Below are 13,666 nucleotides of genomic sequence, written 5' to 3'. Positions count from 1 at the left end.
TGCTCTCCTCGTTGAGAACGGGTGCTGTCTAGCGGAAGCGGAACGCCTTCATCAGCCGCAGGCTCCTGCTCATGAACTGTGCGTACTTCTCGTCGTCCATCCCCAGCGACGGCGCCATCGGCAGCAGCCGCTGCTGGGCGACCGTCTGGGCCTCCGTGTACTTGAGGATGCCCTCGGAGCCGTGGCGGCGGCCTAGGCCGGAGTCCTTCATGCCGCCCATGGGCGACTGGACGCTGCCGTAGGCGGGGGCGTAGCCCTCGTTGACGTTGACCGTGCCGGTGCGCAGACGGGCGGCGACCGCGCGGCCGCGGCTGCCGTCCTTCGTCCAGACGGAGGAGTTGAGGCCGTACGGCGTGGAGTTGGCGTGCGCGATCGCCTCGTCCTCGGTCTTGAAGCGGTAGATGGAGACGACCGGGCCGAAGGTCTCCTCGGTGCAGACGGTCATCTCCGGCTCGACACCGTCGAGGATCGTCGGCTCGAAGAAGTACGGGCCGATGTCGGGGCGGGCGGTGCCGCCGGCGACGAGCTTCGCGCCCTTGGCTACGGCTTCGTCGACGTGCCGGGTGACGGTCTCCAGCTGGCGCTCGCCGACCAGGGAGCCCATGTCGGCGCCGTAGGCAAGGGACTTGCCCAGCCGCATCGCCTTGGTGCGGGCGGCGAAGCGCTCTACGAAGGCGTCCGCGATCGACTCGTGGACGTACAACCGCTCGATGGATATGCACAGTTGGCCCGCGGAGGAGAAGCAGGCGCGGACGGCGCCCGCGGCGGCCTTCTCGACGTCGGCGTCCTCCAGGACCAGCATGGCGTTCTTGCCGCCGAGTTCGAGCGAGACGCCGACCAGGCGGGCGGCGGCGCCCTGGGCGACCTGGCGGCCGGTGCGGGTGGAGCCGGTGAAGGAGACGTAGTCGGCGTGCTTGACGACCTCGGGGCCGACGACCGGGCCCTCGCCGAGGACGACCTGGAAGGCGTCGGCGGGCAGACCGGCCTCGATGAGCAGGTCACGGGCCCACAGGGCGGTGAGGCAGGTCTCGGTGTCGGGCTTCATGACGACCGCGTTGCCCGCGACGAACGCCGGGAGCGCGTCGCCGACGGACAGTTCCAGGGGGTAGTTCCAGGGGGCGATCTGGCCGACGACGCCGCGCGGGTGGCGCAGTTCGGTGACGCGGGTGAGCGTGGGCATGGCGCCCGCGTGCCGCTTCGGCCTGAGGTAGGAGGGTGCCTTACGACCGTAATGGCGGGCCGCGACGGCTACGGCCTGCACCTCCTCGTGGGCGTGCAGACGGGCCTTGCCGGTCTCCAGCTGGATGAGGTCGAGGACCTCGGCCTGGCGTTCGAGCAGCAGGTCGTGGAAGCGGAGCAGGACGGCGGCACGCTGCCGTACGGGGACCTGCGCCCAGACCGCCTGCGCCGTGCGGGCCGCCTCGAAGGCCTTCCGCACGTCCTCGGGCGTGGATTCGGGCAGGTCGGCCAGCTTCTCGCCGGTGAACGGCGTGTGGTTGGCGGTACGACCGGAGCCGACCACGCCCTTGGTGAGCTGGGCGACCAGCTCGGGGGTGACCACGTCGGCGGCGGTGCGGGCGCCCTCCGGGGTGGGGGCGAGGGGGTTGGTGCCGGTCTTGGCCGGGGCCTGCGCGTCCGTCATGAGGCGCAGAGTATGCCGGAGCGGAGGCTTTGTGTACCCGTCGGTAACGCGGATTCACCGAGTGCTCACACGACGCCAGTGTCCACTGGCAACAAACGCGCTGATCAGGGCGTTGCCGAGTCGGTGTCGAGTCAGTGCCGAGTCACTCGATCTCGAGTCGGTCACGGGCACCCTTGAAGACCGCGGTGCCCTCCTTCTCGTCGGGGCTGCCCTTGGGCATGTCGACGCGGAGTTCGTACATGCGGCTGCCGGCGGTGAGGATCAGCAGCTGCATGACCCGGGTGGGGTTCTCCTCCATGTCGTACGTGGTGTCCACGAGGACGGCATCGAAGCCGTCGAAGCTCGTGCTCGTGTCATTGGTGAGCGCATCGCCGTTGTAGCTGTCCCAGGTGGCGTGCGCCTCCTGGGCCTGGGCCTTCAGGGAACCGGGTGCCTTGTCCCACTGGCTCAGCCGGACCTGGATGCCGTCGTTCTCGTAGATCACGATGCGTGGCTGATAGCTCGCGCTGCCCTGCCGGGCGAACTCCTTGTACCGACTCGGGACCGAGAGTACGGCGCCCATGTCCTTCTCCCGGTGCGTGGTCCAGGTGCCGGCGGTGGGAGTGGGGGCGGGGGTCGTTGCCGTGGCCGGCGGGGCCGAGGTGCGGACGGGGTTCATCTCCTTGCGGTCGTCGCCCTTGTCGACGAGGAAGGAGGACGTCGTCAACCAGGTGCCGCCGACGAGGAGGACACCCAGGACCGCGACGGGAATCGGGCGAAGGAGGAAGCGGCCCCTGCGCTTCGAAGTCGCGTCCGTGGACTCGGAGGTCGGCTCCTGGCTCACATCGGCCGTCGGCTCGGGCCCCGGCTCACGCTCACCCGCCGGTCGCCCCGCCGTACCGCCCAGCCGTACCGTCCCGGAGTCCTCCGCGAACTCCCGTAGCTCCGAAGCATCCTGCGGCTCAGCCCCGGCCGAACCTCCGGAGGGATCCGGCACCGGCCACCCCTCCGCCACCGCCTCCAGCACCGCCCCGGCCTCCTCCGCGCCGGGCCGCGCCTCGGGATCCTTAGCCAGCAGCCGTACGATCAGTGACCCCAGCGGGCCCGCCTGCTTGGGCTCGGGCGGATCGGCGGAGAGGATCGCGGCGAGCGTGGACTCCAGGGTCGTACGGCGAAACGGCGACCAGCCCTCCACGGCGGCGTACAGGAGCACGCCCAGCGACCACAGGTCGGAGGCGGGGCCGGCGCTGCGGCCGGACATCCGCTCGGGGGCGATGAACTCCAGGGACCCGATGAACTCACCGCTGACCGTGAGGGATTCCTCGCCCTGGATATGGGCGATGCCGAAGTCGGTGAGGACGACGCGGCGATGCGGGCCGAGCAGCACGTTGGCGGGCTTGACGTCCCGGTGGACGATGCCGACGGTGTGCGCGGCGCGCAGGGCGCCGAGGACGGCGACGCCGATGCGGGCGGCCTCGGCCGCCTCGACCGGGCCGCGCTGGAGGGCCTCGTGCAGGGACTCGCCGCGGATCAACTCCATGACGATCCAGGGCAGTCCGTCCTCGACGACGACGTCGTGGATGGCGACGGCGGCCGGGTGGTCGACGCGGGCGGCGGCGCGGGCCTCACGGTAGAGCCGGTGGGCGGCGCGCTGATGGGCCGCGTCCTCGGGGTCGCCGGGCAACCTCGGCTGCTTGACGGCGACTTCGCGCTCCACCAGTTCGTCGAGCGCCCGCCAGACGGTGCCCATCCCACCGGAGCCGATGCGCTCGACCAGCCGGTAACGCCCGCCGATCACGCGCTCCTTGTGGCCGGTGCCGCCCCCGTCGTTGGTCATGTTCCATGCCTACCTTGCGGGACCGGCCGTTGGCCAGTTCAGAGCTTGTCGATCTCCAGGTTGTCGATGGCCGTCTGCGCCACCTCGCGTCCTCGGTCCGTGAAATCGCCCTTGCCGGGATAGCTGACGGTGAGCTTGTACATGTCCCCGGCCGACGTCTTGTAGTAGAAGATCCTCATCTCGCGCGGGCGCGGGTTCTGGGTGTCGGTGGTGGTGTAGACGATCGTGTTCTCGGCGGACTTGTGGCCCTGGTACGTGGTCTGCTTGGGGTCCGTGTTCGGATTCGCCGGCATGCTCGCCTCGTAGTAGCCGTTCTCCTTGTAGTCGCCGTCGTCCTCGTACATCTCGGCGGCCGCGGAACCGGCGATCGTGTTGCTGGTGTCCTCGGCCTTCTTGTCGAGCCTCAGGCCGATCGAGATCGCACCGCTCTCGTCGGTGTACGTCACCCAGTGGTCGTCGTCCGTGTCCTCGGGCACACCCCGCTTGTAGCCCTCGGGCACCGCCAGCGAGGCGGCGAGGGCTGTCTCCTCGCGGATCTTCCAGTGGTCCGGCAACGGCCCCGCGAACGGATCGGCGATCACCAGATACGCCGCCACCGCGGCCGCGACGACGGCCGCGCCGAGCCCGAGCAGCGCCTTGCGCCCCAGCCGGACGCCGCCCTTGATGCCCTTGACGTCCTCGGGGATCCGCACGACCTGCGTGGCGGGGACCGGCGCCGGCGGGTTGGCCACCTGTTCCAGCAGCGCCCGCGTCTGCGCGGCGTTCGGGCGGCGCGCCGGGTCCTTCTGAAGCAGGCCGTTGATGGCATCGGCGAGCGGGCCCTGGGCCGAGGCGGGCGGTGCGGGCGTGGCGTTGAGGACCGACTGGAGGGTGGCCGGGGTGTTGCTGCGGCGGAACGGCGAGACGCCCTCCGACGCCGCGTACAGGACGACACCCAGGGACCACAGGTCGCTCGCCGGGCCCGGCCGCTGGCCCAGCACCCGCTCCGGTGCGATGTACTCGGGCGAGCCTACGAAGCCGCCGGTGTCGGTCAGATTGGTCTCGCCCTCGATCTGGGCGATGCCGAAGTCGGTGAGGACGACGCGGTCGTGGCGGCCGAGCAGGACGTTGTCCGGTTTCACGTCCCGGTGCAGGATGCCCGCCGCGTGCGCGGCCTCCAGCGCGCCGAGCACTTCGAGGCCGATTCTCGCCGTATCCCGGGCACCGAGCGTGCCCTCCTGCAACGCGGCGCCCAGCGAACGGCCCTGCACCAGCTCCATCACGATCCAGGGGCGGCCGTCCACGACGGCGACGTCGTGCACGTTCACGACCGCCGGATGATCGAGCCGGGCCGCGGCGCGTGCCTCGCGGCGCATCCGCTCGAAAGCGTTCGCGCGTTCGCGCTCGGGAAGATGATCCGGTACGCGAGGCTCCTTCACGGCGACCTCGCGGTCCACTGTCTCGTCCTTGGCCCGCCAGACCGTGCCCATGCCGCCGTGCCCGAGCTTGGCGAGCAGCCGGTATCGGTCCGCGATCAGCCTGCCGGTGCCGGGGTCGGGGGCGGTGGGCTGGGCGGGTTGAGCGGAGGTGGGGGCAGGGGCTGGCCGCACGGGAACCGCGGGCTGTGATGCCGGCGCGCCCTGCTGCGGTACGACCCGAGTGGGTGCCGCGTATGGATTGTCCGGGTGCGGCACGGGCGCGGGCGGGTTCGTCTGCGGCGGTTGCAGTTCGAAACTCGTCGGCTCGTCGGACCGGTTAGGGACTCCCCCGTTGCTGCTCATGGCTCCATCAATATCGCGGCAAGCGCTTCGGCATCCAGCGGGAATGCTTTCCGGTCACAGAGCCGTGACTCAGGTCGCCACTTATCTCCCCTTTATTCGGAGTTGGTGGGCGAAGGAGTCGGAGTACTCGATGAGGGAGAGGTACTGGGTGCGGGAGAGGTACTGGGTGAGGGAGACGCGCTCGGTGAGGGAGGCGTACTCGGTGGGGGAGGCGTACTCGGTGAGGGAGAGGTACTGGACGGCCTCACCGATACCTTGGGCGCCGAACTGGTCGGCACCACACCCCCGTCCCCGCCCCCGTCCGCCAGCAGCGCCGCCGCCGACACCCCCGCCACCGCCATCGCGGCGACCAGCATCGCGGCGGCCAGCACGCTGCGCGTGGAGTACCGGCGCTGCGCGCCGTCGAACCGTTTCGGCGCAGGCGCCAGCCCGGTCTCCAGAAACTCCCGCAGCATCCGCTCCGCCCCCGCCGCGTCCAGCCGCAGCCCAGGATCCCGCTCCAGCAGCCCCTGGACGACGGGCAGGATCGGCCCCGCCTGCGCGGGCGGACGGATCTCGTCGGACACGACGGCGAGCACGATGCCGCTCAACGAGTCGCGCCGGAACGGCGATTCGCCGCTCAGGGCCGCACACAGCAGCGCACCCACCGACCACAGGTCGGCGGCGGGACCGGTCCTGGCCCCGGACATCCGCTCGGGCGCGGTGTACTCCGGCGAGCCGACGAAGGACCCGGACTCGGTGAGCGTGGACGTGCCGGCCATCTGTGCGATGCCGAAGTCGGTGAGGACGACGCGGTCGGTGCCGTTCTCGATGAGCACGTTGGCCGGCGTGATGTCGCGGTGCAGGACCCCGGCGGCGTGCGCCGTGCGCAGCGCGCTCAGCAGGTCGACGCCGATCCGGGCGGCCTCGTAGGCGTCGACGGGCCCGTGTGCCGCGATGCGGTCGGCGAGGGAGTCGCCGTCGATCAACTCCATGACGATGTACGGACGTTCGTCGTCCTCGAGGATGTCGTGGACGACGATGACGTGCGGGTGGCTCAACTGCGCCACCACCTGGGCCTCGCGCAGTGTGCGCTCGCGCTGTCGCCGGGCCTCGGCCGCGGAGAGCGTCTCGTCGAGGGGGATCTCCTTGACGGCCACCTGCCGTCCGAGCAGTTGGTCGGTCGCCCGCCATACGACGCCCATGCCGCCGCGACCGAGCTTCGCCTCGATGCGGTAACGCCCCGCGATCACACGGAAGTTGGCGCCCTCGGTCCCCATGCGCCCCATCATGCCGCACCGGACGGATCGACTCCGGGGCGCCGATCGGCCAACTATGCAAAGCCGCAAAGCCTCCGCAACGCGGCAAAGAGCCTCAGGAGCCGCCCGGCCGCCAGCCCTTCAGTACCGCGGTGAACTGTGTGCGCGTGGCCGCCCAGTCCGCCGCCGGCGAGGACATGTAGATCGCGTACTCCGTGCCGTCCCGGTCGATGTACGCCTGGTCGATGGCGCGGCGCGGCCCGGGGAAGGCTGTGTCCTCGGCCCGCGCGGTCCACGTGTACTCCCACAGGGAGCCCTCGCGGTCGCGGTAGAGGTTCTCCTCCAGGGACACCGTCCGGTACGCGACCAGCCGCCGCCCCACCTGCTCCTCCAGGTCGCGCTGGTGGTCGTAGGCATTCGCGAAGTCCGGCGAGGTGTCGACGGCGATGCGGACGAAGTGCTCGCCGCCGTCGGGCGTGTAGTCGACCTGTCGGAGGCCGCCGATCTCCCTGCCGACCTCGTCCCGCTTCCAGCCCTTGGGCAGGTACAGGCTGAACCCGAGGGGGTCGTCGACCTGCTCCCACGACGCGGGCACACCGCCCTCCGGGCCTTGGGCCTCGGTCGGCGAGGCGCTCGGCGAGGTCGAAGTCGAGGTCGAGGTCGAGGCGGACGTGCCGTCAACGCTCTGCGGCCACCATTGCCGCAGCACCACCGCGGTGCCCCCGCCGACGATCGCGGCGAACGCGACAAGGAGGGCGAGCGTGCGCAGCCGACGGCGCGGCCGGTGCGGCCCGGCGGTCACGGCGCCGGCGCCCGAGATGTCGTACGGCTGGCCGCCTGTCGTCGGGCCGTTCATCGGGGGGTACGGCGTGCCGGTCGGCGTCCGGCCGGTCATCGGCGGGTACGGCGTACCCGTCGGCGTCCGGCCGGTCAACGGGGGATACGGCGTACCGGTCGCCGCCTCCGCCCCGGTGCCCGCAGCTGCCCCGGAGCCCGCCGCCGTCCCGCTGTGCGCGCCCCCCGCGCGCGCCTCCGGCTCGTACCGGGTGTGCTGCGTCGGCACGTACGCCTGCGCCGTGCTCGGCCGCCGTCCTTCCGCCGCCTCGGCCAGCATCTGCTCGGCCTCGGCCGCGTCGGGCCGGGTGGCCGGATCCTTGCGCAGCAGGGCGGTGATCACGGGCCCGAGCGGGCCGGCGTGCTGCGGCTCGGCGGGCTCCTCGTCGACCACCGCCTGCATGGTGCTCAGCGGCGAGGTGCGGCGGAACGGCGAACGCCCCTCCACCGCCGTGTACAGCGTCGCGCCGAGCGCCCACAAGTCGGAGGAGGCGCCCGGGTCGTGGCCGCGGATACGCTCGGGGGCGAGGTAGTCGACCGAGCCGACGACCTCTCCGGTGCGGGTGATGGTGGTGTCGCCCTCGATCTGGGCGATGCCGAAGTCGGTCAGCAGTACGCGGCCGTCGTCCTCGGAGAGCAGGACGTTGCCGGGCTTGACGTCGCGGTGCAGGACTCCGGCGGCGTGCGCGGCGCGCAACGCCCGCAGCACCCACAGTCCGATACGGGCGGCCTCGGTCGGCTCGACACGTCCGCTCTCCTTGACCGCGTCGGCCAGCGAGTACCCCTCGACCAGCTCCATCACGATCCACGGCCGGCCGTCGTGCTCCAGGACGTCGTGCACGGTGACGACGGCGGAGTGGTTGATGCGCGCGGCGGCCCGTGCCTCGGCGCGCGTGCGCACGAGCAGCCGCTCCAGGTCGCTCTCGGAGACGTAGAGCGCTGCGGTCAGCTCCTTGATCGCGACGGCCCGGTGCAGCACCTCGTCATGCGCACGCCAGACTCGGCCCATACCGCCGCTGCCGATCGCGTCGGCGAGCCGGTAGCGCCCCGAAACGAGCTGGCCCTGCATCTGATTCACGTTGCCCCGCAATGCTCTTGACAGGGTCAGATTAGGGACCGGCGGAGGGGACGGGAACCGCGGGGGTACCAAGGAGACCGCACTGTGATGGTTCTCGCTTTCGCGAGCGGGACGCAACCATCACACAGGGTCGACAGGCGGGTTCAGCAGGTGACCTGGTTCAGCCGGTGACCTGGTAAGTCGCCGACGCCTGCTCGAACAGCCGCGTCACCTCGTCCCGCTCGGCGTCCGGCCCGCGCAACTGCACCACGTGGTACCGCCCGCCGATCAGGATCGCGACGTTCCGCACGAACAGCTCACGCCCCTGGTCGTCGGTCCAGGTGAACTGCCCCTCGGCCATGGTCCGCTCGCCGACCCGGATCGTCTTCAGCCCGCCGGACGAGGCCCAGCTGGAGTCCCGGTACGGCTGCAACTCACGCTCGTGCTCCCGCTGGTACACCATCGGGTCGCTGCCGTACTCGTCCGCGGTGTCCCGGCCGGGTACGACGATGAGGTCGAAGTCGCCGTGCGAGTACACGACCTGCCCTCGCCCGTTCTCCGGGGTGCGGTCCCATCCGTTGGCCACCGCGATCTGGAAGCCGGCCGCGTCCTCGCGCAGGGTGAAACCGTCGGGGACCTCGGGGCCGGAGGTCTGCGTCTCGTCGGAACCAGCCGACTTCGAGGGGCTGTTGCCGGACCCGGGGGTGGTCTGGTCGGGCCTCGGCTCACTGCTCGCCTCGGCGGACTGCTCGGGCGCCGCCTGAGTGGCCCCGGCGGCTCCGGTGCGATCGGCGTCCGCGGTACCGCCGTTGCCGCTGTCGGCCTTCGGCATGAACAGCATGGCGTACGCGATCGCCGCGGCCATACCGAGCAGGACGAGCAGCAGCAACGTACGCCCCAGCCTGCGGGGCGAGGCGCTCTCCTGCTTGGCCCGCTTGTGCCGCCCGTGATGCGCGGGCAGCCCGGCCCGCCGCCGGCGCACCAGCTCGCCCCGGCGCCGTACGATCGGCAGCCGGTTCGGGTCGGCCGGCGGAGCGGCGACGACATGCGCGCCTGCCTCCGGCTCGGGCGCGGACCGCACCAGCGAGCGCAGCCAGCCCCGCAGCTCCTCGAAGTCCAGGCGCTCGATGGGGTCCTGACGCAGCAGCGACTCCACGACCGGCCTGAGCGGCCCGCACTCCTCGGCGTAGGCGGGCGGCTCCGCGCACACCAGCTGCACCAGATCGGCCGTCGACTCCTCCGGATACGGCGCATGCCCCTGCACGGCCCGGAAGAGCAGTGCCCCCAGCGCCCACAGGTCGGTCGCGGGCCCGATCGGCGCGGCGAGCTGCCAGTTCTCGTGCACGGGCCCGGCCTGCTCCGGCGCCCACCGCTCGGTCACGGGCCCGACCACGGCCATCCGCGCCTGCCGGGCTCGCTCCGCGGCGAGCGCGCTGGTGGGGCCTCGGGTGGGGCCCCGATGGCCGGGGGTGTCTGCTACGAGCTCGTTCCAGCGGGTCGGGGCGGGGACGGCCGGGGGTGGGGCAGGGGTGCCTGTGGTGGGGGTGGGGCCGGGCGCGGAGTGCCCCTGGGTGGGGACCCCGCCCTGGGTGGGGAGGAAGCCGCCGGTGCCGGGCTGGGCGCCCTGGCCCGCCGGAGGCAGGGCCGTGCGCTCGGGGCTCTCTTCCGTCGGTGCGCCGCCGAGCCCGATGCGCGGCGCGGCGCCGTGCCAGGGAGTGGCCTGCACGCCGTACGGGTCGGCGATCTGGCCCGAGGGCGTGGTGATGCCGTTGCCGGAGGGGTACGGCTGCTGCGCCGCGCCGTTCGTCCGGGACGCGGGGTCGCCTTCGGGCGCCGAGCGGGCGCCGGGCAACGCGACGCGTCCGTTCTGCTGGCCCTCCTGCACCCGGGCCGCGGCACGGGCGCCCGCCCGATACGCGGCGATCGCCCCGGCCCGCGCGGCCCTGACGTCCCCGCCGGTCTCCAAGGCACCGCTCGCCGCCGCCGAGTCCCTTGTCCCGTGGCCGGCGTCGGCGCCGGGCACCGGCAGCCCCCCGGCCGCACGCGCTTCGATGGCGGCACGCCGAGCGGCCTCGGGATCCGTACCACCGACGCCGGACCCATCGCCCCCGGCCGCCGCCGCGGGTCGACCGGGCGCCCCGGGGCCACCCGCACCACCGAACGTCGCGGCCCCGCCGCCCCCGTCACCGTCCTCGACCGGCACCGGGTCGTACCCGCACAGCGCCTCCTCCGCGGCGCCGACGGCGAGTCCGGTCAGCATCACCCGGCCGTCGTCGCACACGAGCACCGTACGGGCGGTGATGTTCCGGTGGACCCAACCATGCGCGTGCAGCACCCGCAACGCCATGAGGACGTCGGAGGCGACCTCGGCCGCCCGATACGGCGTCAGCGGCTGCTCGGCGAGCAACGCGGCCAGCGGACGCGCGGCCACGAACTCACTCACTATCCACAGCGAACCGCCCTCGGCGAACACGTCGAAGACCTGGTCCAGCCGCGGATGGTCGGGGATCCGTGCCGCGGCCTGCGCCGCCTCGACCGCCCGCCGTACGGCGGGATCACTCGGCCGGCGCGTACTCGACCGCCCCGAGGGCCGTCGCCCCGTCCCCCGCTCCCGCGCGTCCCGGGCGGTGAACCCGTCGGGCAGCCCCTCCGCATCGAGCACCTCCGCCTCGACGACCTCCGGCAACGGCACCTGCCGGACGAGGACTTCCTGCCCGCTGTAGGTGTCGAAGGCCCGGGACTCGGTGAGTTCGTACTCGTCGGAGGGCGGCAGCGGCAGGCGGTAGCGGTCGGCGAGTACCCGACCCGCGTAGTCGTCCACGTTGCCTCCCCCGGCCGCCCGGCTGGTCAATTCCGCTCGTGTTGCGTCCCGTTCCGGACGCGCGACTGGATGCGTACGGTCCGCAAGCATTCACGATACGTGCCGTAGGCAACCCGCAAAGAGGGGTTGCCGTATCTCACCGTTCGCCCCTGTCCGTCGCGGCCCCGAACCGAGAGCCGCTCAGATCACGACTTCGGCTTGAACGTGTCCGTGAACGTCCGCCATGTGTCCTTGCGTAGGTCGCTGCCCCAATTGCTGGCCTTCGCGGTGTACATCAACGCATATCCGAGATCGTCGTTCACCACGAACCCACGGTCGATCGTCCGGTACTTGGTACCGCCCTCGGTATAGGTGAACTCCCAGTCGGCCGTGTTCCAGCCGCGGTAGTCCACCGCCTCTATGCGAATCCTCTTGTACTGGGAGCGCACCATGTACTGCTCCTGGTTCTTCCAGTCCGTCACCGGGTCACCCTTCGGGGCGGACGTCCAGGCGACGAGCAGCTTCTGCCCGTCCGGCCCGGTGAACCGGTCCCCCGCCGACCCCGTGGACTGGAACTTCCACCCCTTGGGCAGCCCGATCGAGTACCCCTGGCCCCCCTTGTGGGTCTCCGCGGCCCCGCTGTCGCTCCCGGATCCCGCCTCGGCACCGCTCCCGCCGGTCGCGCTCACCCCAGCACTCGGCTTGCTTCCGGTCTCCTTGCCGGATCCCGACCCCGCACCGGAGTCCGCGGACTCGGTCGCCTCACCGTCCGTGTGAGTGCCGCCTCTCTCGTCCTCCTTGGTGTCGGCACTCGCACCCGCGCTGGCCGAGGCCTTGGGCTTGCCACCACTCGCGGACGCCTTCGACCCGTCGCCGTCCCCGTCGAACACGAAGGCCAGCACCACTCCGATCACGGCCAGCACCACGACCACCGCGATGATCACCAGCGTCCGCTTCGGCACCACATCGGTCAGCGGAGCCCGCGGCACGGGCCGCGGCGGCAGATCCGGCGGCGGCACCACGGGCCACCCCGAACTCCGGGCGCCGCTCTTCTCGTTCACCGTCCGGGCATCCCGCTGTCCGGCACCGGAACCGGCGCTGCTGTCGGCCCCGGCAGCCGCTCCATCCTTGGCACCGGAAGCCCGGCCCGACTCCCCCGCCGTCGCGGATGTCGTCGCCGACGCCCCGGCCCCGCCCACGCCCGTGGACGAACCGCCGGCCGCTCCACCACCGGGCTCCGAGACAGTCGTCTCACTCCCGGACTTGGTACGAGCGGCGGCCGCCGCCCCTGCCGCCCCCGCACTCACCGCGGCCTTCCGCACGGAACGCAGCGCCCCGCGCAACCGCTCCCCGGCCTCCTCGCCCCGCTTGCCCCCGGAACCGGACCCAGACCCCGCGCCCGAACGGCCCTTGTCCGCAGGCCCGTCCGGCTGCGGCGGCAACGGCACGACCCGCGTCACGTCCAGCGCCGGCTCCGGCTCGTCCTTGGGCTCGGGCGCGTGAATGACGGCGTTGAGCATCGCCCGCGCACCGGCGTCGTCGAGCCGCTTGGCGGGGTCCTTGGTGAGCAGGCCGTAGATGACGTCCTTCAGCGGCCCCGCGTTCTTCGGCTCCTCCAACGGCTCGGTCATCACCGCAGTGAGCGTCGCGATCGCGGAGCCCTTGTCGTACGGCGGCACACCCTCGACCGACGCGTACAGCAGTCCGCCCAGCGACCACAGGTCGGCCGCCGGGCCCGGCTTGTGACCGCGGGCCCGTTCCGGAGAGATGTAGGAGGGCGCGCCGACGAGCATGCCGGTCGAGGTGATGGACGGGTCGCCCTCGACCTGGGCGATGCCGAAGTCGGTGAGCACGACCCGGTCGGAGTCTGACTCGAGCAGGACGTTCGACGGCTTCACGTCGCGGTGCAGGATGCCCTCGCGGTGCGCGGACCGCAGCACGTCGAGGATCGCCAGGCCGACCTCGGCCGCACGCTTCGGCTCGAGCAGGCCGTCCTCGCGGATGACCTCGGCGAGCGACTTGCCCTCGACGAGTTCCATCACGATCCACGGCCGGTCGTCCTCTTCAACCACGTCGAACACCGTCACCGCACTGTTGTTGCGGATCCGCGCGATCGCCTTGGCCTCACGCAACGTGCGCGTGATCAGTCGCCGCTTCTCCTCCTCGTCGATGTTCGACGGGAACCGCAACTCCTTGACGGCGACCGTCCGCCCCAGGGTCTCGTCCTCGGCACGCCACACCGTGCCCATACCGCCGCGGCCGAGCACATCGCCCAGCCGATACCGCCCCGCCAGGAGACGCTCGCGGTTGTCCTGACGAGTGTCCTGACGAGATGTCCCCGCCCGCTCCGCCTCCGACATGCGTCCCCTCATACAACCCGCCCTGACAGAGGCTCCATTGTCTCTCACCCGACAAGTGCCCAACGCCCAGGGTGCCCGTCGCACCACCACGCCATCGCAAGGCACGAACCTCTCGGCCCCGATGCACCCGAGCCCAGCTGAATCGAACATTCCGCCGCC

Annotated in this window: 7 protein-coding genes; all 7 read right to left on the bottom strand. The window is 72.0% G+C overall.

Translation table 11 applies throughout. The features are described 5' to 3' along the window. Positions 1–28: 28 nt before the first annotated feature. The gene (locus ACTMVF_RS20480; RefSeq protein ID WP_441272515.1) at positions 29–1,642 is read right to left on the bottom strand and encodes a succinic semialdehyde dehydrogenase; all 1,614 of its coding nucleotides are present in this window, start codon (positions 1,640–1,642) and stop codon (positions 29–31) included. Between the two features lie 142 nt (positions 1,643–1,784). Then, positions 1,785–3,458: a serine/threonine-protein kinase gene (locus tag ACTMVF_RS20475; RefSeq protein WP_441272514.1), complete on the bottom strand. Its 1,674-nt coding sequence runs from the start codon at positions 3,456–3,458 to the stop codon at positions 1,785–1,787. Positions 3,459–3,496: 38 nt separating this feature from the next. Then, complete coding sequence (locus ACTMVF_RS20470; RefSeq protein WP_441272513.1) at positions 3,497–5,218, bottom strand: protein kinase domain-containing protein; 1,722 nt, start codon at positions 5,216–5,218, stop codon at positions 3,497–3,499. 92 nt (positions 5,219–5,310) lie between these two features. After that, the gene (locus tag ACTMVF_RS20465) at positions 5,311–6,477 is read right to left on the bottom strand and encodes a serine/threonine-protein kinase (protein ID WP_441272512.1); all 1,167 of its coding nucleotides are present in this window, start codon (positions 6,475–6,477) and stop codon (positions 5,311–5,313) included. Positions 6,478–6,571: 94 nt separating this feature from the next. Next, entirely contained in the window at positions 6,572–8,359 is a 1,788-nt protein-coding gene (locus ACTMVF_RS20460) for a serine/threonine-protein kinase (RefSeq protein WP_441272511.1), read from the bottom strand. 169 nt (positions 8,360–8,528) lie between these two features. Then, entirely contained in the window at positions 8,529–11,168 is a 2,640-nt protein-coding gene (locus ACTMVF_RS20455) for a protein kinase (protein ID WP_441272510.1), read from the bottom strand. A gap of 185 nt (positions 11,169–11,353) precedes the next feature. Further along, on the bottom strand, positions 11,354–13,507 hold the full coding sequence (locus tag ACTMVF_RS20450; RefSeq protein ID WP_441272509.1) for a serine/threonine-protein kinase: 2,154 nt from the start codon (positions 13,505–13,507) through the stop codon (positions 11,354–11,356). Positions 13,508–13,666 lie beyond the last annotated feature (159 nt).

The sequence above is a fragment of the Streptomyces sp. SD31 genome, assembly GCF_052068475.1.
GTDB lineage: Bacteria > Actinomycetota > Actinomycetes > Streptomycetales > Streptomycetaceae > Streptomyces.
The sequence above is the reverse complement of the archived record's forward strand: the minus strand, read 5'-3'. Positions and strand labels throughout refer to the sequence as shown.

What these genes read in the sequence shown, in the direction of transcription:
- ACTMVF_RS20480 (WP_441272515.1), bottom strand. Translation starts at nt 1,642, where the DNA reads ATGACGGACGCGCAGGCCCCGGCCAAGACCGGCACCAACCCCCTCGCC.
- ACTMVF_RS20465 (WP_441272512.1), bottom strand. Translation starts at nt 6,477, where the DNA reads ATGGGGACCGAGGGCGCCAACTTCCGTGTGATCGCGGGGCGTTACCGC.
- ACTMVF_RS20475 (WP_441272514.1), bottom strand. Translation starts at nt 3,458, where the DNA reads ATGACCAACGACGGGGGCGGCACCGGCCACAAGGAGCGCGTGATCGGC.
- ACTMVF_RS20450 (WP_441272509.1), bottom strand. Translation starts at nt 13,507, where the DNA reads ATGTCGGAGGCGGAGCGGGCGGGGACATCTCGTCAGGACACTCGTCAG.
- ACTMVF_RS20460 (WP_441272511.1), bottom strand. Translation starts at nt 8,359, where the DNA reads ATGCAGGGCCAGCTCGTTTCGGGGCGCTACCGGCTCGCCGACGCGATC.
- ACTMVF_RS20470 (WP_441272513.1), bottom strand. Translation starts at nt 5,218, where the DNA reads ATGAGCAGCAACGGGGGAGTCCCTAACCGGTCCGACGAGCCGACGAGT.